This is a genomic window from Citrobacter braakii (assembly GCF_009648935.1).
In the GTDB taxonomy this organism is placed as follows: domain Bacteria; phylum Pseudomonadota; class Gammaproteobacteria; order Enterobacterales; family Enterobacteriaceae; genus Citrobacter; species Citrobacter braakii.
Window position 1 is genome coordinate 1 of sequence record NZ_CP045771.1, and the last position, 26,005, is coordinate 26,005.

General features: G+C 52.8%; 21 protein-coding genes, 1 tRNA gene and 2 rRNA genes. 9 read left to right on the plus strand and 15 right to left on the minus strand.

Annotated features, from left to right (window positions below; translation table 11 throughout):
• Positions 1-93: 93 nt before the first annotated feature.
• The 4 genes from GFC06_RS00005 to gmhB form a co-directional block, all read right to left on the minus strand.
• A 23S ribosomal RNA gene (locus tag GFC06_RS00005) occupies positions 94-3,000 on the minus strand.
• Positions 3,001-3,219: 219 nt separating this feature from the next.
• Positions 3,220-3,295: transfer RNA gene (locus tag GFC06_RS00010), tRNA-Glu, on the minus strand.
• Positions 3,296-3,380: 85 nt separating this feature from the next.
• Positions 3,381-4,922, minus strand: a 16S ribosomal RNA gene (locus GFC06_RS00015).
• Together the 16S and 23S rRNA genes with 1 tRNA gene alongside form the textbook arrangement of a ribosomal RNA operon.
• Before the next feature lie 364 nt (positions 4,923-5,286).
• Complete coding sequence (gmhB, locus tag GFC06_RS00020) at positions 5,287-5,853, minus strand: D-glycero-beta-D-manno-heptose 1,7-bisphosphate 7-phosphatase (protein WP_016151783.1); 567 nt, start codon at positions 5,851-5,853, stop codon at positions 5,287-5,289.
• Positions 5,854-6,042: 189 nt separating this feature from the next.
• Between gmhB and metN the strand changes: the two genes are divergently transcribed.
• The 7 genes from metN to GFC06_RS00055 all read left to right on the plus strand — a co-directional run bounded on the left by metN (position 6,043) and on the right by GFC06_RS00055 (position 12,514).
• On the plus strand, positions 6,043-7,074 hold the full coding sequence (gene metN / locus GFC06_RS00025) for a methionine ABC transporter ATP-binding protein MetN (RefSeq protein ID WP_016151782.1): 1,032 nt from the start codon (positions 6,043-6,045) through the stop codon (positions 7,072-7,074).
• The gene (locus tag GFC06_RS00030; RefSeq protein ID WP_016151781.1) at positions 7,067-7,720 is read left to right on the plus strand and encodes a methionine ABC transporter permease MetI; all 654 of its coding nucleotides are present in this window, start codon (positions 7,067-7,069) and stop codon (positions 7,718-7,720) included. Before metN ends, GFC06_RS00030 begins: the two co-directional genes overlap by 8 nt.
• Positions 7,721-7,764: 44 nt before the next feature.
• Positions 7,765-8,580, plus strand: coding sequence for a methionine ABC transporter substrate-binding lipoprotein MetQ (gene metQ / locus GFC06_RS00035; protein WP_006686809.1), 816 nt, complete (start codon positions 7,765-7,767; stop codon positions 8,578-8,580).
• Between the two features lie 116 nt (positions 8,581-8,696).
• Positions 8,697-9,101, plus strand: a complete 405-nt coding sequence (gene rcsF, locus GFC06_RS00040; protein WP_016151780.1) for an Rcs stress response system protein RcsF — start codon at positions 8,697-8,699, stop codon at positions 9,099-9,101.
• Positions 9,098-9,805, plus strand: a complete 708-nt coding sequence (tsaA, locus tag GFC06_RS00045; protein WP_153689705.1) for a tRNA (N6-threonylcarbamoyladenosine(37)-N6)-methyltransferase TrmO — start codon at positions 9,098-9,100, stop codon at positions 9,803-9,805. The genes rcsF and tsaA overlap by 4 nt, the downstream gene beginning before the upstream one ends.
• Positions 9,806-9,918: 113 nt before the next feature.
• Positions 9,919-11,637 carry a proline--tRNA ligase gene (gene proS, locus GFC06_RS00050; RefSeq protein ID WP_153689706.1) on the plus strand — a complete coding sequence of 573 codons (1,719 nt, stop codon included), beginning with the start codon at positions 9,919-9,921 and terminating at the stop codon, positions 11,635-11,637.
• Positions 11,638-11,689: 52 nt separating this feature from the next.
• Positions 11,690-12,514 carry a YaeF family permuted papain-like enzyme gene (locus GFC06_RS00055; protein WP_153689707.1) on the plus strand — a complete coding sequence of 275 codons (825 nt, stop codon included), beginning with the start codon at positions 11,690-11,692 and terminating at the stop codon, positions 12,512-12,514.
• Between the two features lie 47 nt (positions 12,515-12,561).
• On the opposite strand, the gene nlpE is transcribed toward GFC06_RS00055, so the two are convergent.
• The 3 genes from nlpE to GFC06_RS00070 are packed head-to-tail and all read right to left on the minus strand — an operon-like array spanning position 12,562 to position 14,258.
• Complete coding sequence (gene nlpE, locus GFC06_RS00060) at positions 12,562-13,263, minus strand: envelope stress response activation lipoprotein NlpE (RefSeq protein ID WP_087121852.1); 702 nt, start codon at positions 13,261-13,263, stop codon at positions 12,562-12,564.
• Positions 13,264-13,293: 30 nt separating this feature from the next.
• Positions 13,294-13,716 carry an alternative ribosome rescue aminoacyl-tRNA hydrolase ArfB gene (arfB, locus tag GFC06_RS00065; protein ID WP_016151775.1) on the minus strand — a complete coding sequence of 141 codons (423 nt, stop codon included), beginning with the start codon at positions 13,714-13,716 and terminating at the stop codon, positions 13,294-13,296.
• Positions 13,716-14,258 (minus strand): YaeQ family protein, encoded by a 543-nt coding sequence (locus GFC06_RS00070; protein WP_016151774.1) that lies wholly within the window; start codon positions 14,256-14,258, stop codon positions 13,716-13,718. Before GFC06_RS00070 ends, arfB begins: the two co-directional genes overlap by 1 nt.
• 188 nt (positions 14,259-14,446) lie before the next feature.
• Here GFC06_RS00070 and GFC06_RS00075 point away from each other — a divergent pair, with 188 nt between their 5' ends.
• Both GFC06_RS00075 and rof read left to right on the plus strand, forming a co-directional pair.
• On the plus strand, positions 14,447-14,647 hold the full coding sequence (locus GFC06_RS00075; protein WP_003018499.1) for a YaeP family protein: 201 nt from the start codon (positions 14,447-14,449) through the stop codon (positions 14,645-14,647).
• Positions 14,634-14,894, plus strand: a complete 261-nt coding sequence (gene rof, locus GFC06_RS00080) for a Rho-binding antiterminator (RefSeq protein WP_047417117.1) — start codon at positions 14,634-14,636, stop codon at positions 14,892-14,894. The genes GFC06_RS00075 and rof overlap by 14 nt, the downstream gene beginning before the upstream one ends.
• Positions 14,895-14,948: 54 nt before the next feature.
• Here rof and tilS read toward each other — a convergent pair whose 3' ends face one another.
• The 8 genes from tilS to lpxA form a co-directional block, all read right to left on the minus strand.
• Entirely contained in the window at positions 14,949-16,241 is a 1,293-nt protein-coding gene (gene tilS / locus GFC06_RS00085) for a tRNA lysidine(34) synthetase TilS (RefSeq protein WP_153689708.1), read from the minus strand.
• Positions 16,242-16,302: 61 nt separating this feature from the next.
• Positions 16,303-16,692: a VOC family protein gene (locus GFC06_RS00090; RefSeq protein WP_016151771.1), complete on the minus strand. Its 390-nt coding sequence runs from the start codon at positions 16,690-16,692 to the stop codon at positions 16,303-16,305.
• Positions 16,693-16,758: 66 nt separating this feature from the next.
• Entirely contained in the window at positions 16,759-18,897 is a 2,139-nt protein-coding gene (ldcC, locus tag GFC06_RS00095) for a lysine decarboxylase LdcC (RefSeq protein ID WP_153689709.1), read from the minus strand.
• A 99-nt stretch (positions 18,898-18,996) separates the two neighbouring features.
• The gene (gene accA / locus GFC06_RS00100) at positions 18,997-19,956 is read right to left on the minus strand and encodes an acetyl-CoA carboxylase carboxyl transferase subunit alpha (protein ID WP_003018513.1); all 960 of its coding nucleotides are present in this window, start codon (positions 19,954-19,956) and stop codon (positions 18,997-18,999) included.
• A 12-nt stretch (positions 19,957-19,968) separates the two neighbouring features.
• On the minus strand, positions 19,969-23,451 hold the full coding sequence (gene dnaE / locus GFC06_RS00105; RefSeq protein ID WP_016151769.1) for a DNA polymerase III subunit alpha: 3,483 nt from the start codon (positions 23,449-23,451) through the stop codon (positions 19,969-19,971).
• A gap of 24 nt (positions 23,452-23,475) precedes the next feature.
• Positions 23,476-24,072, minus strand: coding sequence for a ribonuclease HII (gene rnhB, locus GFC06_RS00110; protein ID WP_049281538.1), 597 nt, complete (start codon positions 24,070-24,072; stop codon positions 23,476-23,478).
• Positions 24,069-25,217 (minus strand): lipid-A-disaccharide synthase, encoded by a 1,149-nt coding sequence (lpxB, locus tag GFC06_RS00115; protein WP_153689710.1) that lies wholly within the window; start codon positions 25,215-25,217, stop codon positions 24,069-24,071. The genes rnhB and lpxB overlap by 4 nt, the downstream gene beginning before the upstream one ends.
• A complete protein-coding gene (gene lpxA / locus GFC06_RS00120) occupies positions 25,217-26,005 on the minus strand; it encodes an acyl-ACP--UDP-N-acetylglucosamine O-acyltransferase (RefSeq protein WP_003018525.1) in 789 nt (262 codons plus the stop codon). The genes lpxB and lpxA overlap by 1 nt, the downstream gene beginning before the upstream one ends.

Sequence of the window (26,005 nt, forward strand, 5' to 3'; positions counted from 1 at the left end):
ATTCTGTTTATCAACACACTTTTCGCATGTCGATGTAATCTGTAATCAAGCTGAATTTCGATGTCTCTTTCGCCAAAACATCTTCGGCGTTGTAAGGTTAAGCCTCACGGTTCATTAGTATCGGTTAGCTCAACGTATCGCTACGCTTACACACCCGACCTATCAACGTCGTCGTCTTCAACGTTCCTTCAGGACCCTTAAAGGGTCAGGGAGAACTCATCTCGGGGCAAGTTTCGTGCTTAGATGCTTTCAGCACTTATCTCTTCCGCATTTAGCTACCGGGCAATGCCATTGGCATGACAACCCGAACACCAGTGATGCGTCCACTCCGGTCCTCTCGTACTAGGAGCAGCCCCCCTCAATTCTCCAGCGCCCACGGCAGATAGGGACCGAACTGTCTCACGACGTTCTAAACCCAGCTCGCGTACCACTTTAAATGGCGAACAGCCATACCCTTGGGACCTACTTCAGCCCCAGGATGTGATGAGCCGACATCGAGGTGCCAAACACCGCCGTCGATATGAACTCTTGGGCGGTATCAGCCTGTTATCCCCGGAGTACCTTTTATCCGTTGAGCGATGGCCCTTCCATTCAGAACCACCGGATCACTAAGACCTGCTTTCGCACCTGCTCGAGCCGTCACTCTCGCAGTCAAGCTAGCTTATGCCTTTGCACTAACCTCCTGATGTCCGACCAGGATTAGCTAACCTTCGTGCTCCTCCGTTACTCTTTAGGAGGAGACCGCCCCAGTCAAACTACCCACCAGACACTGTCCGCAACCCGGATTACGGGTCTACGTTAGAACACCAGCCATTAAAGGGTGGTATTTCAAGGTTGGCTCCATGCAGACTGGCGTCCACACTTCAAAGCCTCCCACCTATCCTACACATCAAGGACCAGTGTTCAGTGTCAAGCTATAGTAAAGGTTCACGGGGTCTTTCCGTCTTGCCGCGGGTACACTGCATCTTCACAGCGAGTTCAATTTCACTGAGTCTCGGGTGGAGACAGCCTGGCCATCATTACGCCATTCGTGCAGGTCGGAACTTACCCGACAAGGAATTTCGCTACCTTAGGACCGTTATAGTTACGGCCGCCGTTTACCGGGGCTTCGATCAAGAGCTTCTCCTTACGGATAACCCCATCAATTAACCTTCCGGCACCGGGCAGGCGTCACACCGTATACGTCCACTTTCGTGTTTGCACAGTGCTGTGTTTTTAATAAACAGTTGCAGCCAGCTGGTATCTTCGACTGATTTCAGCTCCATGAGTAAATCACTTCACCTACATATCAGCGTGCCTTCTCCCGAAGTTACGGCACCATTTTGCCTAGTTCCTTCACCCGAGTTCTCTCAAGCGCCTTGGTATTCTCTACCTGACCACCTGTGTCGGTTTGGGGTACGATTTTGTGTTACCTGATGCTTAGAGGCTTTTCCTGGAAGCAGGGCATTTGTTACTTCAGCACCGTAGTGCCTCGTCATCACACCTCAGCGTTAACAAGACTCCGGATTTACCTGGAATCTCCGCCTACATGCTTAAACCGGGACAACCGTCGCCCGGCTAACATAGCCTTCTCCGTCCCCCCCTCGCAGTAACACCAAGTACAGGAATATTAACCTGTTTCCCATCGACTACGCCTTTCGGCCTCGCCTTAGGGGTCGACTCACCCTGCCCCGATTAACGTTGGACAGGAACCCTTGGTCTTCCGGCGTGCGGGTTTTTCACCCGCATTATCGTTACTTATGTCAGCATTCGCACTTCTGATACCTCCAGCATGCCTCACAGCACACCTTCAACGGCTTACAGAACGCTCCCCTACCCAACAACACATAGTGTCGCTGCCGCAGCTTCGGTGCATGGTTTAGCCCCGTTACATCTTCCGCGCAGGCCGACTCGACCAGTGAGCTATTACGCTTTCTTTAAATGATGGCTGCTTCTAAGCCAACATCCTGGCTGTCTGTGCCTTCCCACATCGTTTCCCACTTAACCATGACTTTGGGACCTTAGCTGGCGGTCTGGGTTGTTTCCCTCTTCACGACGGACGTTAGCACCCGCCGTGTGTCTCCCGTGATAACATTCTTCGGTATTCGCAGTTTGCATCGGGTTGGTAAGTCGGGATGACCCCCTAGCCGAAACAGTGCTCTACCCCCGAAGATGAGTTCACGAGGCGCTACCTAAATAGCTTTCGGGGAGAACCAGCTATCTCCCGGTTTGATTGGCCTTTCACCCCCAGCCACAAGTCATCCGCTAATTTTTCAACATTAGTCGGTTCGGTCCTCCAGTTAGTGTTACCCAACCTTCAACCTGCCCATGGCTAGATCACCGGGTTTCGGGTCTATACCCTGCAACTTAACGCCCAGTTAAGACTCGGTTTCCCTTCGGCTCCCCTATTCGGTTAACCTTGCTACAGAATATAAGTCGCTGACCCATTATACAAAAGGTACGCAGTCACCCCATAAAGAGGCTCCCACTGCTTGTACGTACACGGTTTCAGGTTCTTTTTCACTCCCCTCGCCGGGGTTCTTTTCGCCTTTCCCTCACGGTACTGGTTCACTATCGGTCAGTCAGGAGTATTTAGCCTTGGAGGATGGTCCCCCCATATTCAGACAGGATACCACGTGTCCCGCCCTACTCTTCGAGTTCACAACACATGCACTTTTGTGTACGGGGCTATCACCCTGTATCGCCGGACTTTCCAGACCGTTCCACTACCACACATGCTGATTCAGACTCTGGGCTGCTCCCCGTTCGCTCGCCGCTACTGGGGGAATCTCGGTTGATTTCTTTTCCTCGGGGTACTTAGATGTTTCAGTTCCCCCGGTTCGCTTCATTACGCTATGTATTCACGCAATGATAGTGTGACGAATCACACTGGGTTTCCCCATTCGGAAATCGCCGGTTATAACGGTTCATATCACCTTACCGACGCTTATCGCAGATTAGCACGTCCTTCATCGCCTCTGACTGCCAGGGCATCCACCGTGTACGCTTAGTCGCTTAACCTCACAACCCGAAGATGTTTCGTAAAACACTTCAGTGTTGCGAAAATTTGAGAGACTCGAACACACCGCTTTTCATTTCTTATTACGGAGAAATGAAACAGTGTGTCGTTTCAATTTTCAGCTTGATCCAGATTTTTAAAGAGCAAATATCTCAAACGAGACTCGGAAGTCTGTTTTGAGATACTTCGGTCGGCGACTTTCACTCACACATACCAGCAAGTGGCGTCCCCTAGGGGATTCGAACCCCTGTTACCGCCGTGAAAGGGCGGTGTCCTGGGCCTCTAGACGAAGGGGACACTGAAGTCTCAATCGCAAGACGCCTTGCTATTTACTTTTCATCAGACAATCTGTGTGAGCACTACAAAGGTCGGTTCTTTAAGGTAAGGAGGTGATCCAACCGCAGGTTCCCCTACGGTTACCTTGTTACGACTTCACCCCAGTCATGAATCACAAAGTGGTAAGCGCCCTCCCGAAGGTTAAGCTACCTACTTCTTTTGCAACCCACTCCCATGGTGTGACGGGCGGTGTGTACAAGGCCCGGGAACGTATTCACCGTGGCATTCTGATCCACGATTACTAGCGATTCCGACTTCATGGAGTCGAGTTGCAGACTCCAATCCGGACTACGACATACTTTATGAGGTCCGCTTGCTCTCGCGAGGTCGCTTCTCTTTGTATATGCCATTGTAGCACGTGTGTAGCCCTACTCGTAAGGGCCATGATGACTTGACGTCATCCCCACCTTCCTCCAGTTTATCACTGGCAGTCTCCTTTGAGTTCCCGGCCGAACCGCTGGCAACAAAGGATAAGGGTTGCGCTCGTTGCGGGACTTAACCCAACATTTCACAACACGAGCTGACGACAGCCATGCAGCACCTGTCTCAGAGTTCCCGAAGGCACCAAAGCATCTCTGCTAAGTTCTCTGGATGTCAAGAGTAGGTAAGGTTCTTCGCGTTGCATCGAATTAAACCACATGCTCCACCGCTTGTGCGGGCCCCCGTCAATTCATTTGAGTTTTAACCTTGCGGCCGTACTCCCCAGGCGGTCGACTTAACGCGTTAGCTCCGGAAGCCACGCCTCAAGGGCACAACCTCCAAGTCGACATCGTTTACGGCGTGGACTACCAGGGTATCTAATCCTGTTTGCTCCCCACGCTTTCGCACCTGAGCGTCAGTCTTTGTCCAGGGGGCCGCCTTCGCCACCGGTATTCCTCCAGATCTCTACGCATTTCACCGCTACACCTGGAATTCTACCCCCCTCTACAAGACTCTAGCCTGCCAGTTTCGGATGCAGTTCCCAGGTTGAGCCCGGGGATTTCACATCCGACTTGACAGACCGCCTGCGTGCGCTTTACGCCCAGTAATTCCGATTAACGCTTGCACCCTCCGTATTACCGCGGCTGCTGGCACGGAGTTAGCCGGTGCTTCTTCTGCGAGTAACGTCAATTGCTGCGGTTATTAACCACAACACCTTCCTCCTCGCTGAAAGTACTTTACAACCCGAAGGCCTTCTTCATACACGCGGCATGGCTGCATCAGGCTTGCGCCCATTGTGCAATATTCCCCACTGCTGCCTCCCGTAGGAGTCTGGACCGTGTCTCAGTTCCAGTGTGGCTGGTCATCCTCTCAGACCAGCTAGGGATCGTCGCCTAGGTGAGCCGTTACCCCACCTACTAGCTAATCCCATCTGGGCACATCCGATGGCAAGAGGCCCGAAGGTCCCCCTCTTTGGTCTTGCGACGTTATGCGGTATTAGCTACCGTTTCCAGTAGTTATCCCCCTCCATCGGGCAGTTTCCCAGACATTACTCACCCGTCCGCCACTCGTCACCCAAGGAGCAAGCTCCTCTGTGCTACCGTTCGACTTGCATGTGTTAGGCCTGCCGCCAGCGTTCAATCTGAGCCATGATCAAACTCTTCAATTTAAGTTTGATGCTCGTGAATTAAACTTCGTAATGAATTACGTGTTCACTCAGAGACTTGGTATTCATTTTTCGTCTTGCGACGTTAAGAATCCGTATCTTCGAGTGCCCACACAGATTGTCTGATAAATTGTTAAAGAGCAGTTGCGACGCGCTTTAGCGCTCTGTCGCGAGGTGGCGTATATTACGCTTTCCTCTTTCAGAGTCAACCCTCATTTTCAGGTTTTTCTCTTCAACCGAACCGGCTGTTTGTGTGAAGTGATTCACATCCGCCGTGTCGATGGAGGCGCATTATAGGGAGTCGACTCAGGAAGACAAGCGGAAAAATGCATTTTTGTTTCAACCGCTCACCTTTTATCCATTGCGCTTACTTTTGCTGCTTTTTTATCGCCATTGGCAGGTCTGCCAGACTGTTTATGACCAAATCTGCCGCATTTTCTGCTTCCGGCGTAACAGGTTTACCCGTGCGCACCAGAACCTTCGTTCCAACATTCGCCGCTGCCGCTGCCTGCATATCTTCTATCTTGTCGCCTACCATATAGGAAGCGGCCATATCGATATGCAGGAAGTCTCGGGCGGAGATCAACATTCCAGGATGCGGTTTACGACAGTCGCAGACCTGACGATACTCTTCTACTGTGCCCTGCGGATGATGCGGGCAATAGTAGATACCATCCAAATCAACGTCGCGATCGGCCAGCGACCAGTCCATCCATTCGGTCAACGTTTCAAACTGTGCCTCAGTAAATTTGCCACGAGCGATACCAGACTGGTTTGTCACGATAATGAGCGCGTAACCCATATTTTTAAGTTCACGCATGGCATCAATAACGCCGTCGATAAACTCGAACTCGTCAATCTCATGTACGTAACCGTGGTCCACATTAATGGTGCCGTCGCGGTCGAGAAAAATTGCGGGTACAGATTTTGCCACCTTTTATAGCTCCTGAATAAGGCATGTGGCTCTAGTATCGCATGTTTCGGCGGGCAAGAAAGTGCTCATCGTGCAAAGCTAGATTGATTTAGACGTCTGGATGCCTTAACATCCATCTTGTTGACGGCTTCGACCGTCACAGACAGACGAAAATGCCACGGCTAACTTAATTATGATAATAAATAACCAATGATTAAACTTTCGAATATCACCAAAGTGTTCCAGCAGGGGACTCGCACCATTCAGGCGCTAAATAAAGTCAGCCTGCACGTTCCTGCCGGGCAGATTTATGGCGTCATTGGCGCCTCCGGTGCCGGTAAAAGTACGCTCATTCGCTGCGTTAACTTACTTGAACGCCCAACCGAAGGCAGTGTTCAGGTTGGCGGTCAGGAGCTGACGACGCTTTCTGAATCCGAGCTGACTAAAGCTCGCCGTCAAATCGGCATGATTTTCCAACACTTTAACCTGCTCTCTTCCCGTACTGTGTTTGGCAACGTCGCGCTGCCGCTGGAACTGGATAACACGCCAAAGGAAGAGATCAAACGCCGTGTAACAGAACTGCTGGATTTAGTCGGTCTTGGCGACAAGCACGACAGCTACCCGGCCAACCTTTCCGGCGGACAAAAACAGCGAGTGGCGATTGCGCGTGCGCTGGCCAGCAATCCAAAAGTGTTGCTGTGTGATGAAGCCACCAGCGCACTCGATCCGGCAACAACCCGCTCGATTCTGGAATTATTGAAAGACATTAACCGTCGTTTGGGACTCACCATTCTGCTGATTACCCATGAGATGGACGTTGTAAAACGCATTTGTGACTGCGTGGCGGTCATCAGTAATGGTGAGCTGATTGAGCAGGACACCGTCAGCGAAGTGTTCTCCCACCCGAAAACGCCGCTGGCACAGAAATTTATCCAGTCCACACTACACCTGGATATCCCGGAAGATTATCTGGAACGTTTAAAAGCAAAGCCAGAAGCCGACAGCGTGCCAATGCTGCGCATGGAATTCACCGGTCATTCGGTTGATGCGCCATTACTTTCTGAGACGGCCCGTCGCTTTAATGTGAATAACAACATTATTAGCGCGCAGATGGATTACGCCGGCGGCGTGAAGTTCGGCATCATGCTGACTGAAATGCACGGCACACAGGAAGATACACAAGCGGCCATTAACTGGTTGCAGGAACACCATGTAAAAGTAGAGGTACTGGGTTATGTCTGAGCCGATGATGTGGCTACTGGTTCGCGGCGTATGGGAAACGCTGGCAATGACCTTTGTGTCCGGTTTTTTTGGTTTTGTGATTGGCCTGCCGGTTGGCGTGTTGCTGTACGTAACGCGGCCGGGGCAAATCATTGAGAACGCGAAGCTCTACCGCACGCTCTCTGCACTGGTGAATATTTTCCGTTCCATCCCGTTCATTATCTTGCTGGTGTGGATGATTCCGTTCACCCGCATGATCGTTGGCACCTCTATTGGGCTGCAGGCCGCTATCGTCCCGCTGACCGTCGGCGCCGCGCCGTTTATCGCCCGTATGGTGGAAAACGCGCTGCTCGAAATCCCGACCGGGCTGATTGAAGCCTCTCGTGCAATGGGTGCCACGCCGCTGCAAATTGTACGTAAGGTATTACTACCAGAAGCACTGCCTGGACTGGTCAATGCGGCCACCATCACCCTTATCACGCTGGTGGGGTATTCCGCGATGGGCGGTGCCGTCGGTGCCGGTGGTCTTGGCCAGATTGGTTATCAGTACGGTTATATTGGCTACAACGCTACCGTCATGAATACAGTGCTGGTATTGCTCGTCATTCTGGTTTATTTAATTCAGTTATCCGGCGATCGCATCGTCCGGGCTGTCACGCACAAATAACGTTGCACACAACACTAAAAACTCATTAAGAAAAGGAAATAAGCATGGCGTTCAAATTCAAAACCTTTGCGGCAGTTGGAGCCCTGATCGGTTCTCTGGCACTTGTGGGTTGCGGTCAGGATGAAAAAGATCCTAACCACATCAAAGTGGGCGTTATTGTTGGCGCAGAGCAGCAGGTCGCAGAAGTCGCGCAGAAAGTGGCTAAAGAAAAATACGGTCTGGACGTTGAGCTGGTCACGTTTAACGATTACGTCCTGCCTAACGAAGCACTGAGCAAAGGCGATATCGATGCTAACGCCTTCCAGCACAAACCGTATCTGGATCAACAGATCAAAGATCGCGGCTACAAACTGGTTGCCGCAGGTAATACTTTTGTTTACCCGATTGCGGGCTACTCTAAAAAAATCAAGTCACTGGATGAGTTGCAGGAAGGCTCTCAGGTCGCGATTCCAAACGATCCGACTAACCTTGGCCGCTCCCTGCTGCTGCTGCAAAAAGTGGGCTTAATCAAACTGAAAGACGGTGTTGGTCTGCTGCCGACCGCGCTGGACGTGATTGAAAACCCGAAAAACCTGAAGCTGGTTGAACTGGAAGCGCCGCAGCTGCCGCGTTCCCTGGACGATGCACAAATCGCACTGGCGGTCATCAACACGACCTACGCCAGCCAGATCGGCCTGACCCCGGCTAAAGACGGTATCTTTGTTGAAGATAAAGATTCTCCGTACGTAAACCTGATCGTGACTCGTGAAGACAATAAAGATGCTGAGAATGTGAAGAAATTCGTTCAGGCATACCAGTCTGACGAAGTGTACGAAGCAGCAAACAAAGTCTTCAACGGCGGTGCTGTTAAGGGCTGGTAATTTTAGGCTGTTTCCAGAATCTGTAATATCATCAGGACGGGCGCTTGCCCGTCTTGTCATTTATGCAAGCACCTGATTCAATATCTGACGTTTAGATCATTCATTGAGGAAATATTATGCGTGCTTTACCGATCTGTTTAGTAGCACTCATGCTGAGCGGCTGTTCTATGTTAAGCAGATCCCCTGTTGAACCCGTTCAAAGCACCGCTACCCCGCCTAAAGCGGAGCCGGAAAAACCCAAAGCACCGCGCGCGGCGCCAGTAAGAATCATTACTAACGCTGAAGATTTAGTTGGCAAACCGTTCCGCGATCTCGGCGAAGTCAGCGGCGAATCCTGCCAGGCATCCAACCAGGATTCACCGCCGAGCATTCCAACCGCACGCAAACGCATGCAGATTAACGCATCTAAAATGAAAGCAAATGCGGTATTGCTGCACAGTTGCGAAGTAACCAGCGGAACGCCGGGTTGCTATCGCCAGGCGGTTTGCATCGGTTCTGCACTGAACATTTCGGCGAAATGAGCCATTTTCAGCTCGAGCAAATAGGCGTTATCCGCTCACCTTATAAAGAAAAGTTCGCCGTTCCACGCCAGCCGGGTCTGGTGAAAAGTGCCAACGGTGAACTGCATTTGCTCGCACCTTATAACCAGGCCGATGCCGTTCGCGGCCTGGAAGCCTTCAGCCATTTGTGGGTGATTTTTGTTTTTCACCAGACAATGGAAGGTGGATGGCGTCCAACCGTGCGCCCTCCCCGTCTTGGCGGCAATGCCAGAATGGGCGTCTTTGCCACGCGTTCAACGTTTCGTCCGAACCCTGTTGGCATGTCGTTGGTTGAGCTGCGGGGCATCCGTTGCCATAAAGAGCATGTAATCCTTGAGCTCGGCGGGCTGGATCTTGTTGATGGCACGCCGGTAGTGGATATAAAACCGTATCTGCCGTTTGCCGAATCGCTGCCTGATGCTCGCGCCAGCTATGCTCAGGACGCGCCGCAGGCCAGTGTAGACGTGACGTTCAGTGAAGAGCTCGCTGAGCAACTACCAAAGCTCGAACAGCGTTACCCGCATCTTCGTCAGTTTATTGCCGAAGTGCTGGCGCAGGATCCGCGTCCTGCCTACCGTAAAAACGAGGAAGAAGGCAAAACCTATGCCGTCTGGTTGCTGGACTTTAACGTCCGCTGGCGCGTGACACCGTCAGGATTTGAGGTCTTTGCTCTGGAAGCCCGCTAATTTGCATCGCGTACTCTTTTGACATCCCCTTCTCGCTGGTAAACTAAACCACTTTTGTTTTGTGCCAGGCTCATTTTGAGCCTGTTCGATCGTTCAACTGGAACCGTAACAACATGCGTACTAGCCAATATCTGCTCTCCACTCTGAAGGAGACACCTGCCGACGCCGAGGTCATCAGCCACCAGCTGATGCTGCGCGCCGGGATGATCCGCAAGCTGGCCTCCGGGTTATATACCTGGCTGCCGACCGGCGTGCGCGTCCTGAAAAAAGTCGAAAACATCGTGCGTGAAGAGATGAATAACGCCGGTGCGATCGAGGTGTTGATGCCGGTCGTTCAGCCTTCTGAACTGTGGGAAGAGAGCGGCCGTTGGGAACAATACGGCCCGGAACTGCTGCGTATTGCTGACCGTGGCGATCGTTCGTTCGTACTCGGCCCAACGCATGAAGAAGTGATCACCGACCTGATCCGTAATGAGCTGAGCTCTTACAAACAGCTGCCGCTGAACTTCTATCAGATCCAGACTAAATTCCGTGACGAAGTGCGTCCGCGCTTCGGCGTGATGCGTTCCCGCGAATTCCTGATGAAAGATGCCTACTCTTTCCACACCTCTCAGGAATCTCTGCAGGAAACCTACGACGCGATGTACGCTGCGTACAGCAAAATCTTCAGCCGTATGGGGCTGGATTTCCGTGCGGTACAAGCGGATACCGGTTCTATCGGCGGCAGCGCCTCTCACGAATTCCAGGTGCTGGCGCAGAGCGGTGAAGACGATGTGATCTTCTCTGACTCTTCCGACTATGCGGCAAATATCGAGTTTGCCGAAGCTGTTGCACCGAAAGAACCGCGCGCCGCTGCAACGCAGGAAATGACGCTGGTTGATACGCCGAACGCTAAAACCATCGCCGAGCTGGTTGAACAATTCAACCTGCCTATCGAGAAAACCGTGAAAACCCTGCTGGTGAAAGCGGTTGAAGGCAGCAGCTACCCGCTGGTTGCGCTGCTGGTTCGTGGCGATCACGAGCTGAACGAAGTCAAGGCGGAAAAACTGCCGCAGGTTGCCAGCCCGCTGACCTTCGCCACCGAAGAAGAAATTCGTGCGCTGGTTAAAGCAGGTCCTGGATCTCTGGGTCCGGTGAACATGCCGATTCCGGTGGTTATCGACCGTACCGTTGCGGTAATGAGCGATTTTGCTGCCGGTGCCAACATCGACGGTAAACACTATTTCGGTATCAACTGGGATCGCGATGTGGCCACCCCGGAAGTGGCTGACATTCGTAACGTGGTCGTCGGCGATCCAAGCCCGGATGGCAAAGGTACGCTGATGATCAAACGCGGTATCGAAGTGGGCCACATCTTCCAATTGGGTACCAAGTACTCTGAAGCGATGAAAGCCGCCGTTCAGGGAGAAGATGGTCGTAACCAGACGCTGACCATGGGCTGCTACGGTATCGGGGTCACTCGCGTTGTGGCTGCCGCGATTGAACAGAACTACGACGATCGCGGCATTGTATGGCCAGACGCCATTGCTCCGTTCCAGGTTGCTATTCTGCCGATGAACATGCACAAATCCTACCGTGTGCAGGAGCTGGCTGAGAAGCTGTACGCGGAGCTGCGCGCGCAGGGTATTGAAGTGCTGATGGACGATCGTAAAGAGCGTCCAGGCGTGATGTTTGCTGATATGGAGCTCATCGGTATTCCGCATACCATCGTGCTGGGCGACCGTAACCTCGACAACGACGATATCGAATACAAATACCGTCGTAACGGCGAGAAAGAGCTGATTAAAACCGGCGACATCGTCGACTACCTGGTCAAAGCTATTAAAGGCTAATACCAGCACAAGGCCCTGAGGATCAGGGCCTTTTTTACATGGATTGTATAAAATGGCTAAACCAACGGCGTATTACCGCCTGCTCCTCCCCTTCGGTCTTCTGCTTTCAGCCTGCACGATTGACGTCAGTCAGCAAAATTCATCAGCAACCGCTGTTGATGCCCAGGCAAAGAAATGGGAGATAAAACTCCAGCATCAAAGCTCATTTACCGATCAAGCGCTGCATGAAATTACGGATACCGACCTCCGGCCGGGCGACCTGCTGTTTTCCTCTAGTCTTGGGGTGACCTCATTTGGTATTCGCGCGTTCAGCAGCTCTTCTGTCAGCCATGTCGCCGTTTACCTTGGCGATAATGAAGTTGCCGAAGCGACCGGGGCGGGAGTACAAATCATTTCGCTTAAAAAGGCTGAAAATCACAGCGATAAGCTTTTTGCTCTGCGGGTCCCCAACCTCACACCGCAGCAGGCCGAAGAAATCAAAACATTCGCTTATAAAATCAAAGATAGCGGCTATAACTACCGCGGCATCGTCGAATTTATTCCGTTTATGGTGACCCGGCAAATATGTTCATTGAATCCTTTCTCAGAGGATTTTCGCCAGCAATGCGTCAGTGGGCTGGCAAAAGCACAGTTGAACAATACCAGCGAAGGAGAAAAGAAGGCGTGGTTTTGCTCCGAATTTGTAACCGATGCGTTTGCCACAGCCGGGCACCCGCTAACAATGGCGCAGCCGGGTTGGATTAGCCCTTCCGACCTGATGCATATGCGCGAAGGTGACATTTCCGCGTTTAAGTCTGAAACGCAGCTCCAGTATATCGGCCACCTGAAGTTAGGGATTTATATCAAAACCAGCCGTTTTGTTGGATTGATCCGATAAGGAAAAACTGTCCGGGCGATCGCCGGACAGTTTTTATAAGCTGCAGATTAATCATCGCAACTCTGGCCAGGGATAAACTTAATTTCTTTATCCGCTCTTAAGGTTTTCACTGGCGTGCCTGTATCAGGATTTTCTTCCATCGTGAAGTGCCCTTCCACAGTAAGCAGAACTGCCTTATCCGTTGCACCACGCGCAGTCAGATAATCTCGCTCCAGTTGTGCATTGTTCGCGACAGAGACTCTTTTACCCGTCGCACAATCAGTGAAGGTTGCCGCGTCAGCCATATAGAAGTACATCCCCCGCATCGGCATTGGCGTCACCGGTAAGCTGGCAGAAACTGGCTCAAGCGTGTAGTTGAACTGTGACTCAATCGGGTTACCTTCACGATCGAGCATCTCCAGCGCTTCACCTTTTGCCCGGTAGTACGACTTTTCACCTTTGCTGTCAGTCAGCACCAGCTTATCGGCAGTGCGCGCCCATGTACCATAAGAAGCAAAGGAGGACGGTTCATCCCGCACGCCCTGATAGCGTTCGTTCATCACCCATGTGCCGTCTTTTTCCAGGAACAGAGAGGTTTCAATTCCTTCGCAGTCCGCGCAAGGCAAAATGCCACGCCAGCTTTGCTGCATCGGTTTTAATTCTGCCGCCCGCGTCGGCTGTAGTACATCGACTTCAGTACGGTTGTTACAGCCGATCAAGGAAAAAAGCGTGCATGCAGCGACCACGGACAATATTGCTGTTTTCACTATGAATTCCTTATAATTTTTTATTCCCGCTCGTCAGTCTTGCGTTCGACGAACTCTCCCACGCAGTGCTTTCACTGTGGATTTTTGCGCCTTCGATGACAACCTGCGCTCTTTCGAGGCGCGCGTAGGACGTGTTGCCTGTCGGCTTTTTTGCACCGCGGTTAATTCTTTTATCACCGCCACCAGTCGGGAGATTGCCGCTTCCCGATTTAGCTCCTGGCTACGGTATTCCTGCGCCTTAATGATAATAACGCCATCGCTGCTAATCAGATGATGGCTGGCGGCCAGCAGACGTTCCTTGTAATACTCTGGCAGGCCTGAGGCCCGAATGTCAAAGCGCAAATGGATAGCCGTGGAGGTCTTGTTAACGTGCTGACCGCCCGCGCCCTGTGCCCGAATCGCCGTGATTTCCAGCTCACTGTCAGGGATAGAGACGTTTCGGGAGATAACAATCATCAACGCGGCTGCCACGCGGTCAGATGAATTTCCAGATTGTTCTGAGAATCAGACAGCCAGATAGCGCCATCCTGGATAGTTGCCTGCAGCGCCATTGTACGACCAGCAAAATCACTCAGTTGCGCCAGCTGTTCATCATCCAGATACCACACGGTGAGATTTTTAAACTGCGCACACTTGTTCTGGTTTTGCTGCCACCAGATCTGGGCCGCACGGCTGTTGTAAGTAAACAGAGCAACCTCACCAGACTGGGTACAGGCTTTTTTAATACGACGCTCATCCGGCAGCCCCAGTTCAATCCAGAGATCGATGCCCAGATGGTCGTTACGCAGCCATGCTTCAGGCTCGTCTTCAGCACTCAGGCCACGCGTGAACTGCAGCCGTTCATCGGCATATTTAATCCAGGCCAGCAGGCGCAGCATCATGCGCTCCTGGGTTTCAGAGGGATGACGCGCCAGCGTCAAGGCCGCGTCAAGGAACTGGTTGCGGTCGAGATCCGCTACGTTGACGACGGCTTTATAAATTGTCGCTTTAAGCGCCATGAGAGAACTCCTTTCGAATCAGGCGCTCATTGTAGCGAAAACTGCGGCAAAAGGCTGCTAACAGCTCCTCAATCAAGGCGCTGATATTGCTTGAATGAGTATGGTATAGTCACCTTGCTAAACAGAGTTTATCTTCGTAGGCTTAGACTTGCATCCACGGTTAAGTCAGAGTGCTGACAGGAGGGCATGTGGAAAAATATTGTGAGTTAATACGCAAGCGGTACGCGGAAATCGCCAGCGGAGACTTAGGGTATATCCCGGATGCGCTGGGTTGCGTATTGAAGGTGCTTAATGAAGTGGCGGCAGACAGCGCCCTTCCAGAGTCGGTCAGGGAAAAAGCGGCCTATGCTGCCGCCAACTTACTGGTGAGCGATTATGTCAATGAATGAAACGTATCAACCCATCAATTGTGATGATTACGACAATCTTGAACTCGCCTGCCAGAACCATTTGTTACTGACGCTGGCGCTAAAAGATGGCGAAGTTTTGCAGGCGAAAGCGAATGACCTGGTTTCACGCAAAAACGTGGAGTATCTGGTCGCAGATGTCGCAGGTGAAACCCGGGAGCTTCGTCTCGATAAAATTGCCAGCTTCAGCCACCCGCAAATCGGTACCGTGGTCGTCAGCGAATCTTAACTTTTCTTGCGCCTTATCAGGCCTAAATGACCAGGCCTGATAATCGCACCGCCATCAGGCATGCCAAATCAGACTCATACCTTCTTCATCTACCGCCGCACCCTCACGCGTCACAAAAACACCCGCAGCCGCAATCAACGTTTCACCGTAAAACAACAACGGCGTGGTATCTCGTCGCCAGGGCGGGATCCCCTGCTCCTGCCAGATTTTCTTTAATTTACGTCCACCGTTACGCCCGACAATATGCAATACGCCTGGAGCTTTAAAACGAATACTGATCGCTTCACCTGCTTGCGGCATGCGCAATTCGCCAGCAGAGATTAGCTGCACCGAGCCTAACCCGGCAGGCAGCGTCAACGGCGTTTCCCGGCATGACCACGGGATGACTGTTTCGCTTTGCCCGTCGACCGATTTGACCCACCATAGCTGTGACTGATAGCGACGGACCTCATATTCTCCTAGACGAAAACAGGGGGAAGCATCTTCTCGCGCCAACGCCACTTCCTGCCAGATACGTTCCAGCCCGTCCCGGGAAGGCATCGGCGCATTTACCCCCGCCAACCAGCGACGAAGCAGAGCGGCACGCCGCACGCCACTCATCATCATTAACGGTGCCAGTAACAGCGTGCCTTGGGCAGTCACGCAGTCGGCTAAATCGTTGGCCAGCAGTTCATCCAGTAAACTCTCCTGCTCGGCGCACAGCGCGGCGCTACGGGCTGCGGCTTGCGCGAAGTGCGGCCATCGTTGTTGGAGCAACGGGGTAACGCGCAATCTGAGAAAATTGCGATCGTAGGCATCATCCTGATTACTTTCATCTTCGATCCAGCATAATTCATGCTGTCGCACCCATGCTTCAAGCGCCTCTCGCGTTTGCGCCAGCAGCGGTCGAATCAGTTGGGTTCCGGCAAATGGTGAGCTTTCGCCCATGGCGGAAAGCCCGGCAGGACCACTGCCGCGCTTTAGCGCCAGTAGAAAGGTTTCACACTGGTCGTCGAGATGCTGGGCGGTCATCAGCACTTCACCCGGTAGTAAGGTCTGCGCAAATGCCTGATAGCGCGCGCGTCGCGCCTGAGCTTCGATGCCCAGACCATCATCCTCAAGATGGACCCGTTCAACCACCAGCGGCACCTGCCACTGTGCGCATACCGACTCACAGTGTTGCACCCAACTGTCTGCCTGCGGGCTTAATCCGTGATGAATATGGATTGCGCGCAAGGCAACCTCAGGATTTTGCGCTCGCCACAGTACCAGCTGATGCAGCAGCACGGTGGAATCCAGCCCGCCGCTAAAGGCGACCAGAATCGATTGAGAATTTAGCAGTGAAGTGTTCAGCGTGAGTGTCGTCATGATGGTTACTTACAATGGCATTGCCCGGCACATTGCCGGGCTAATGCCACAATGATAAGACTTACAGCTCGTACAGTTCGAGCGGTAATCCGTCCGGATCGTTAAAAAACGTAAAGCGTTTGCCGGTAAACGGATCGATACGCACGGATTCGCACTTCACGTGGTGAGCTTCCAGATGCGCGATCGCTTTTTCCACGTCATCTACGCTGAACGCCAGATGGCGTAAACCGCAGGCTTCCGGTCGGCTCGGACGGCAAGGCGGAAATGGAAAAGAAAAAAGCTCAATCACATACTGACCGTTCAATGCCAGATCACCCTTCCACGAGTCACGTTCTTCCCGGTAGGCTTCGCTGATTAGCGTAAAGCCCAGCACATCACAGTAAAATGCCTTACTCGCCGCGTAATCCGTCGCAATAATGGCAATATGGTGAACCTGTTTTAATCCCAGCATAGCGTCATCGCCTCTTTCGTTTTTCTGCCAGCACGTTACTCGTGCGTAATGGGTTCACGCAAGTCGTCATGCCATTTTTAGGACTCGCACGCGATACACGCCATCTTCACCCAGTTTAGCGCCATGGATATCGGTTTCAAATCCAGGATAGTGATGGCCCACTGAACACAACATCAGCAGAAAATCGAGTACAGCCCGACTTTTGGCCGTGATCATTTCCCCGGGCATCAAGAGCGGCACACCGGGAGGATAAGGCAGAATCATATTGGCAGAAATGCGCCCCACCAGTTGATCGAGCGCCACCGTTTCGACCTCACCTTTGATCTGCCGCTGCCAGGCCTGGTGCGGGGTCATTTTCATTTCCGGTAAGGTATCAAATGCCCGCAGCATCAGCCCGGAGAGATCGTGCTGGCGGATCAGCTTATGGATCCCCTGCGCCAGATCCTGAATACGCATATTACGATAGAAATCGGGATCCTCGGCATACAGATCCGGCAGCATATTTTTCACGCGTAAATTCAGATCGTACGAGCGTTTAAATTCCGTCAGGCCGCGCAGTAGCCCCATCGCCCGGGTTTTATCAATGCCAATACTAAACAGGAACAACAGATTATACGGTCCCGTTTTCTCGACAACGAAGCCGCGCTCATCAAGGAATTTCGCCACCAGCGCCGCAGGGATCCCCTCTTCACTCATATTTCCCTGTTCATCCATTCCCGGCGTAAGAATGGTGACCTTCACCGGGTCGAGGAACATATGATCGGCGTCAGCATCAACAAATCCGTGCCAGTCTTCACCAGGCGCTACCGGCCAGCACTCCGCTTCATCTACCCTTTCCGGCTGCCAGATATCAAAGAACCAGCCATCCGACTCTTCGCGTAGCCGCTGCACTTCTTTACGGAAATGCAGCGCCCGCTCCACCGAACGATTGATCAACCGCTTGCCTGAATTGCCACGCAGCATTGCCGCCGCCGTTTCTATCGACGCGACAATCGGGTAGCTCGGGGAAGTGGAAGTGTGCATCATAAAGGCTTCGTTGAACGTCTCTTCGTCGTAGTCGCCCTTAATGTGGATCAGAGAAGCCTGTGATAGTGCCGCCAGCATCTTGTGGGTTGACTGGGTTTCAAAAATCACTTTCCCCGGCACCCGTTCGCCGCTCATCCCGCTTTTCCCCTGATAGATCGGGTGAAAATGGGTATACGGCACCCAGGCAGAATCAAAATGAATGGAGGGCACATCCAGGGTTTGCTTGATCCAGTTGGTGTTATACAACAGGCCGTCATAGGTGGAGTTGGTGATCACCGCGTGTACCGGCCATAGTGCCTGAGGGGTCTCTTCTACCTTGCGTTCAATGCTTGCGCGGGTGAATTCCCGACGAGGTATACCGCCGAGGATCCCCAGCGCATTGCGCGTAGGCTTCAGCCAGATTGGCACCACATCGCTCATCATTAGCAAATGCGCCAGCGACTTATGACAGTTGCGATCAATCAGTAGCGTACTGCCTGAAGGCGCGGCATACATGCCGACAATCTTGTTCGACGTCGAGGTGCCGTTGGTCACCATATAGCTCTGCTCGGCACCAAAGGTGCGCGCGATATACTCCTCCGCTTCCAGATGCGGGCCGGTATGATCCAGCAGCGAACCCAGTTCAGTCACGGAAATAGACACGTCGGCCTTCAGCGTATTGCCGCCAAAGAAATCATAGAACAGGCAGCCGACCGGGCTTTTCTGATACGCCGTTCCCGCCATATGTCCGGGCGTGCAGAAGGTGTACTTTCCTTCCTTCACATAGGTAAACAGCGCCTTGGTGAAAGGAGGGGTGATGTTATCGAGGTATTCGCTGGTGTACTGACGGATGCGGGTTGCAATATCTTCAGACTGGCCCAGCGCATACTCAAAAAACCACAGCGCCATGCGCAGGTCGTGCGCGCTGACATCCATCGTCGAATGGGTATTAATAAAGGCGTAGAGCGGGAGATACTCGTTGAGCTGGTTGATGTCACTGCACAGATCCAGACTGTATTCATCCCAGTCAAAAATGACACCGCAAATTCGTGGGTTATGTTCGATAAACTTAAGCAGGTCGACGCTATTCTGCGGCCAGATAATCTGAAACCCCTGCTGTTGCAGCGCACGCTCAAGTTCCTTGATGGGCTCATCTTTATAAAAGACGCCATGCGGTCCCATGATGGCAATGATATTCATGCGATCCTCCTGGAAAAACCTTAGTTAATCATAGCCTGGTGAAACCACAGGTAAAAAAAAGGGCCACAGCGTTGTGGCCCTTTTCAGAATTAATGCAGTTTACGCGTAACCGTAGCTCATCAGACGCTGGTAACGACGGTTTTTCAAATCATCTTTGCTTAACACGTCGAGGTCGGCGAGATCGGCCAGCAGTTGTGCTTTCAGGGACGCAGCCATCACTTCCGGGTTGCGGTGCGCGCCGCCCAGCGGTTCCGGGATGATAGAGTCGATAAGCTTCAGCTCTTTCAGACGCGGCGCGATAATCCCCATCGCTTCTGCGGCCAGCGGCGCTTTGTCGGCGCTTTTCCACAGAATGGAGGCACAACCTTCCGGGGAGATAACGGAATAGGTGCTGTATTGCAGCATATTCACTTTATCGCCTACGCCGATCGCCAGCGCGCCGCCGGAACCACCTTCACCAATAACGGTGCAGATTACCGGTACGCTCAGACGCGACATTTCACGCAGGTTGCGCGCAATCGCTTCAGACTGACCACGTTCTTCCGCGCCCACGCCCGGATAAGCCCCAGGGGTGTCGATGAAAGTAATGATCGGCATATTGAAACGCTCGGCCATTTCCATCAGACGCAGCGCTTTGCGATAGCCTTCCGGTGCCGGCATGCCGAAATTACGACGAATTTTTTCTTTGGTCTCACGGCCTTTCTGATGACCAATGATCATCACCGGACGACCATCCAGACGCGCGATGCCGCCGACAATAGCTTTATCATCCGCATAGGCGCGATCGCCCGCCAGCTCATCAAATTCATCAAATGCCAGGCGGACATAATCCAGGGTGTACGGACGCTGTGGATGGCGCGCCAACTGGGCTACCTGCCATGCGCCAAGATCGGCGAAGATTTTACGCGTCAGCTCTACGCTTTTTTCACGCAGACGATGCACTTCTTCATCGATGTTAATATCCAGTTTCTCATCCTGACGGCTAACCGCAGTCAGAGAATCGATTTTTGCTTCCAGCTCTGCAATCGGCTGTTCAAAATCAAGGAAATTCAGACTCATAGTATTCCTGTATTAGTCAAACTCCAGTTCCACCTGCTCCGAACCAATAAGGCCACGGAGATCGTTTAGCAAACGATCGCTCGGAGAGACACGCCACGTTGCGCCAAAACGCAATCGCGCACGTGCATCCGCCCTCTGATAGTAGAGATGTACTGGAATTGTCCCCGAGCGGTGGGGTTCCAGAGACTGACGGAGTCGGTTTAAAAGCTGGTCATCAATTTGCCTGTCCGTCAGCGAGATAGCAAGCCCGCGAGCATATTTTTCCCGGGCTTCGTCAATATCCATGACTTCACGGGCCATCATTTTAAGCCCGCCGCTGAAGTCATCAAAGCTGACCTGTCCGCTGACGATAAGTATGCGGTCTTTTTCCAGCAATTGCTGGTATTTATCCAGGGCGTCGGTAAACAACATAACTTCCAGACGCCCGGAACGGTCATCCAGGGTACAGATGCCGATACGATTGCCGCGCTTGGTGACCATTACCCGCGCAGCAATGACGAGCCCCGCAGCCGTGGTGACTTTACCACGTTCTGTCGGATGCATGTCTTTCAGCCTGTGGCCTCCAACATAGCGCTCAATTTCTTTTAAATACTGGTTGATGGGGTGTCCCGTCAGGTAAAGCCCTAACGTTTCACGTTCCCCTTCTAATACCACCTGCTCCGGCCACGGTGTACAGTTAGCATAAGACTGTTCAATTTGTTCCGGCTCTTCAGCCAGCACGCCAAACATGTCCGCCTGACCCGTTGCCTCGGCTTTCGCATGCTGATCGGCGGCTTTTAGCGCATCGTTGAGTGAATTCATCAACGCCGCGCGATGTGGGCCAAGGCGGTCAAACGCCCCGGACATGATTAACTTTTCCAGCACCCGGCGGTTGAGTTTTTTGATGTCCGTGCGCGCACAGAGATCAAACAGCTCGCGGAAGTAACCGCCTTCGTTGCGCGCCTCAATAATAGCTTCAATTGGCCCTTCACCCACGCCTTTTATCGCGCCGATGCCATAGACAATTTCGCCATCATCATTCACGTGAAAATGATAAAGCCCGGAGTTGATGTCCGGCGGCAGGATTTTGAGCCCCATACGCCAGCATTCATCCACCAGCCCGACCACTTTCTCGGTGTTATCCATATCGGCGGTCATTACCGCCGCCATAAACTCGGCGGGGTAATGCGCCTTCAGCCATAGCGTCTGGTAAGAGACCAGCGCATAGGCAGCGGAGTGCGATTTGTTAAATCCGTAACCGGCGAATTTCTCCACCAGGTCAAAGATTTTCATCGCCAGTTCGCCGTCGACGCCGCGCTTTTTCGCCCCTTCTTCAAAGGTGCCGCGCTGCTTAGCCATCTCTTCCGGCTTTTTCTTACCCATCGCACGACGCAACATGTCCGCACCGCCAAGGGTATATCCGGACAGCTCCTGGGCAATCTGCATAACCTGTTCCTGATACAGGATAATGCCGTAGGTCGGCTCCAGTACCGGTTTCAGACACTCATGCTGCCATTGTACGTCCGGGTAGGAAATCTCTTCGCGACCATGCTTACGGTCGATAAAGTTATCTACCATCCCCGACTGTAGCGGACCAGGACGGAACAGGGCCACCAGGGCGATCATATCTTCGAAGCAGTCAGGCTGCAGACGTTTGATAAGATCTTTCATGCCGCGGGATTCTAGCTGGAAGACCGCCGTGGTCTCCGAGCGTTGCAGCATGTCGAAGCTTTTCTTGTCATCCAGCGGGATAGCGGCGATATCCAGCGGCGGCTCGCCGTTCTTTTCACGGCGCGCGTTAATCATTTCCAGCGCCCAGTTGATGATGGTGAGCGTACGCAGGCCGAGGAAGTCGAACTTCACAAGGCCGGCATATTCCACGTCGTTCTTATCAAACTGAGTAACCGGGTGCAGCCCCTGTTCATCGCAGTACAGCGGCGCAAAATCGGTAATTTTGGTCGGCGCGATAACTACACCACCGGCGTGTTTACCGGCGTTACGCGTGACACCTTCCAGCTTACGCGCCATATCGATCAGCGCTTTAACCTCTTCATCTGCCTCATAGATTTCCGGCAGTTGGGGTTCGGCTTCAAAGGCTTTTGCCAGCGTCATGCCCGGATCGGGCGGCACCAGTTTCGAAATACGGTCCACGAAGCCGTACGGGTGTCCCAGCACGCGCCCCACGTCGCGGATAACCGCTTTGGCCGCCATCGTACCGAAGGTAATAATCTGCGAAACCGCATCACGACCGTACATTTCCGCCACGTGTTCAATTACCCGGTCGCGTTTCTCCATACAGAAGTCAACGTCGAAGTCGGGCATTGAGACACGTTCCGGGTTCAGGAATCGTTCGAACAGCAGGTCAAATTCCAGCGGATCCAGGTCGGTAATTTTCAGCGCATAGGCGACAAGCGAGCCAGCACCGGAACCACGTCCCGGGCCTACCGGTACGCCGTTATCTTTCGACCACTGGATAAATTCCATCACGATCAGGAAGTAGCCAGGAAATCCCATCTGGTTGATAACTTTAAGTTCAACTTCCAGACGTTCGTCATAAGGCGGGCGCTTCTGGGCGCGAACTTCAGGGTCTGGGAACAAAAACGCCAGACGCTCTTCCAGACCTTCGCGCGATTTCGCCACGAGGAAATCCTCGGTGGTCATATCACCGGTCGGGAACTGTGGCAGGAAATACTCACCCAGACGTACCGTCACGTTACAGCGCTTAGCTATCTCAACGGTGTTTTGCAGCGCTTCCGGAATATCGGAAAACAGCTCGCACATCTCATCTTCGCTACGCATGTACTGCTGCGGCGAATAATTACGTGGGCGTTTCGGGTCGTCAAGGGTGAACCCGTCATGGATTGCCACGCGGATTTCATGCGCGTCAAAATCACCGGTTTCAAGGAAACGAACATCGTTGGTCGCCACCACCGGAAGACCACGCCTTTCCGCCAGCTCTACCGCTGCATGCAGATAATTTTCTTCATCTTGCCTGCCGGTGCGGATAAGCTCGAGGAAGTAACAATTTGGAAAATGTTCTTCGTAAAACGCTACGCACTCATCAACCAGTGCGCTATTACCGCGCAGCAGGCTGCGCCCGACGTCGCCCATGCGGCCGCCGGAGAGCAAAATCAAACCTTCTTTTAACTCGGCCAGCCAATCCCGGTCGATGACCGGCCCTTCTGCGCCATAACCACGCTGATAGGCTTTCGATATCAACAACGTCAGGTTCTGATAGCCAGTATTGTTTGCGGCCAGCACGGTGAGCTGCGTGAGTTCATCGCCCAGCAGCTCGCTACGGACATGAAAATCTGCGCCAACTATCGGCTTGATACCCGCACCGTGACCCGCTCCGTAAAACTTCACCAGACCACACAGGTTGGTAAAATCGGTGATCGCCAGCGCAGGCATGCCTAACGCGGCCGCCTTTTTCACCAGCGGCCCGGTTTTCGCCAGCCCATCGATCATGGAGTAGTCGCTGTGCACCCGCAGGTGGACGAAACGAGGTTCAGACATCTTCAGATTCCTTCGACACAAGAATCAGGACGTGAGTCCCAGTGCGCGTTTGACGGGGCCAAAACTACGGCGATGGTGCTCTGTTGCGCCATGCATTGCCAACTTTTCCAGATGAAAAGCGGTTGGATAGCCTTTGTGCTGTGCAAAGCCATACTGCGGGAACACCGTATCCAGCGCCGCCATTTCAGCATCACGAGTGACTTTTGCCAGTATCGACGCCGCGCTAATCTCCGCCACACGGCTATCACCTTTTACCACCGCCAGCGATGGCACCGGTAATGCCGGGCAACGATTGCCGTCGATCAGTACGTATTCCGGCGCTATATGTAGACCCGCAACCGCACGCTGCATGGCCAGCATAGTGGCATGTAAAATATTCAACTCGTCGATTTCATGTGGTTCCGCACGCCCCAGGCTCCAGCTTAACGCTTTTTCTTTAATCTCATCGAATAGCGCCAGGCGACGTTTTTCCGACAGTTTTTTTGAGTCGTTAAGACCGATAATAGGGCGAACCGGATCCAGAATGACGGCGGCAGTGACGACCGCGCCGACCAAAGGACCACGTCCAACTTCATCTACACCCGCCACTAAATGCGTATGCGGATATACAAATTCAATCATTGCGCTAACTCCAGGACCGCATCCGCCGCCTGCTCATCAGCGTTGCAACGGATCTGCTGATGCAGTTCACGGAATGTGTAGTGCATCGCATGGCTGGTTTTGCCATTCGCCAGCAACGGCAACAACGCTTGCGACAGCGCCTGCGGTTCGCACTCTTCCTGCAACAGCTCTTTAACCAGTTCTCTTCCCGCCAGCAGGTTAGGTAGCGAAACGTAATCGGTCTTCACCAGACGCTTTGCCAGCCAAAAGGTGAAAGGTTTCATACGATAGCCAACCACCATCGGGCATTTTGCCAGCATACATTCCAGCGCAGCGGTGCCAGAAGCCAGCAGTGCGGCATCGCTGGCAACCATCGCTTCACGTCCCATCCCATTAAGCAGATGTACGGAAAGCTCCGGTGCAACTTCAGCTTTAATGCGCTCAAACTGCTCGCGACGTTTGGCATTCACCAACGGCACTACCACTTCGAGATCTGGATAATGCTGGCGTAACAACTGCGCCGTTTTCAGAAAATCGGCGCTGAGCATCTCCACTTCTGCGCCACGGCTTCCTGGCAATAGCGCCAGGCAGTGAGCGTCATGGGGAATACCCAGAACATCGCGAGCCGCGTTTTTATCCGGGTCCAACGGCATGGCATCTGCCATGGTATGACCGATAAAGCGGCACGGGACGTTAAATTTGTCATAAAACGCTTTTTCGAAAGGCAGAAAGGCCAGCACCATATTGGTGGATCTGCCTATTTTGAAAACGCGTTTCTGTCGCCAGGCCCACACAGAGGGGCTGACGTAATGAATGGTTTTAATGCCCTGCTTTTTCAAATTCCCTTCGAGGGTAATATTGAAATCAGGCGCATCAATACCGACGAAAACATCCGGCTTTAAGTCGGTAAATCGGCGAGTGAGATCGGCGCGTATTTGCAGTAAACGGCGCAGGCGTCCGAGCACTTCAACAATGCCCATTACCGCCAGCTCTTCCATTTCGTACCAGGCTTCACAGCCTTCGGCCTGCATCAGCGGACCCGCCACGCCAACAAAACGCGCATTGGGAACGCGAGCCTTGAGTGCACGGATTAACCCTGCACCAAGAATATCGCCGGAGGTTTCTCCGGCGACGAGGGCAATCGTTAAAGGACGCTGCTCAGTCATTAACGAATCAGACCACGCGTTGAGCGCTCAAAGAAGTCGCTGAAAGCCTGAACTTCAGGGTACTGTTTCGCCAGTTCCGCGATTTCCGGTTTCACTTCTTCCAGCGTTTTACCGCTACGGTACAACGCTTTGTAGGCATTACGAATCGCGGTAATCGCTTCGCGGGTGAATCCACGACGCTTCAGACCTTCGATATTGACACCAAATGGCGTTGCGTGGTTGCCCTGGGCGATAACGTATGGAGGCACGTCCTGCGCAACGCCAGAACAGCCGCCAACCATCACATGCGCGCCGATGATGCAGAACTGATGCACCGCAGTCATGCCGCCGATGATAACAAAATCATCCAGCGACACATGCCCGGCAAGCGTGGCGTTATTCGCCAGAATACAGCGGTTGCCTACCGTACAATCATGCGCGACGTGCGCATTAATCATCAGTAAGTTATCGCTGCCCACCTTCGTCACTCCACCGCCCTGCACTGTGCCACGATGAATGGTGACGCTTTCGCGGATGCGGTTGCGATCGCCAATTTCCACGCGGGTCGGTTCGCCAGCATATTTCAGATCCTGGTTAACTTCACCGATGGAGGCAAACTGATAGATCTCGTTATCGCGACCAATTTTTGTATGGCCATTCACGACAACGTGAGACTTCAGTACGGTACCCTCACCAATTTCAACATGGGGTCCAACAATACAAAATGGGCCAATGTGAGCGTTAGCGCCAATGCTGGCGCCTTCTTCCACAATGGCAGTTGGGTGAATAAAGGCGGATTTATCAATCAC

What these genes read in the sequence shown, in the direction of transcription:
- metN (WP_016151782.1), top strand. Translation starts at nt 6,043, where the DNA reads ATGATTAAACTTTCGAATATCACCAAAGTGTTCCAGCAGGGGACTCGC.
- GFC06_RS00030 (WP_016151781.1), top strand. Translation starts at nt 7,067, where the DNA reads ATGTCTGAGCCGATGATGTGGCTACTGGTTCGCGGCGTATGGGAAACG.
- metQ (WP_006686809.1), top strand. Translation starts at nt 7,765, where the DNA reads ATGGCGTTCAAATTCAAAACCTTTGCGGCAGTTGGAGCCCTGATCGGT.
- rcsF (WP_016151780.1), top strand. Translation starts at nt 8,697, where the DNA reads ATGCGTGCTTTACCGATCTGTTTAGTAGCACTCATGCTGAGCGGCTGT.
- tsaA (WP_153689705.1), top strand. Translation starts at nt 9,098, where the DNA reads ATGAGCCATTTTCAGCTCGAGCAAATAGGCGTTATCCGCTCACCTTAT.
- proS (WP_153689706.1), top strand. Translation starts at nt 9,919, where the DNA reads ATGCGTACTAGCCAATATCTGCTCTCCACTCTGAAGGAGACACCTGCC.
- GFC06_RS00055 (WP_153689707.1), top strand. Translation starts at nt 11,690, where the DNA reads ATGGCTAAACCAACGGCGTATTACCGCCTGCTCCTCCCCTTCGGTCTT.
- arfB (WP_016151775.1), bottom strand. Translation starts at nt 13,716, where the DNA reads ATGATTGTTATCTCCCGAAACGTCTCTATCCCTGACAGTGAGCTGGAA.
- GFC06_RS00070 (WP_016151774.1), bottom strand. Translation starts at nt 14,258, where the DNA reads ATGGCGCTTAAAGCGACAATTTATAAAGCCGTCGTCAACGTAGCGGAT.
- rof (WP_047417117.1), top strand. Translation starts at nt 14,634, where the DNA reads ATGTCAATGAATGAAACGTATCAACCCATCAATTGTGATGATTACGAC.
- tilS (WP_153689708.1), bottom strand. Translation starts at nt 16,241, where the DNA reads ATGACGACACTCACGCTGAACACTTCACTGCTAAATTCTCAATCGATT.
- GFC06_RS00090 (WP_016151771.1), bottom strand. Translation starts at nt 16,692, where the DNA reads ATGCTGGGATTAAAACAGGTTCACCATATTGCCATTATTGCGACGGAT.
- ldcC (WP_153689709.1), bottom strand. Translation starts at nt 18,897, where the DNA reads ATGAATATCATTGCCATCATGGGACCGCATGGCGTCTTTTATAAAGAT.
- accA (WP_003018513.1), bottom strand. Translation starts at nt 19,956, where the DNA reads ATGAGTCTGAATTTCCTTGATTTTGAACAGCCGATTGCAGAGCTGGAA.
- dnaE (WP_016151769.1), bottom strand. Translation starts at nt 23,451, where the DNA reads ATGTCTGAACCTCGTTTCGTCCACCTGCGGGTGCACAGCGACTACTCC.
- rnhB (WP_049281538.1), bottom strand. Translation starts at nt 24,072, where the DNA reads ATGATTGAATTTGTATATCCGCATACGCATTTAGTGGCGGGTGTAGAT.
- lpxB (WP_153689710.1), bottom strand. Translation starts at nt 25,217, where the DNA reads ATGACTGAGCAGCGTCCTTTAACGATTGCCCTCGTCGCCGGAGAAACC.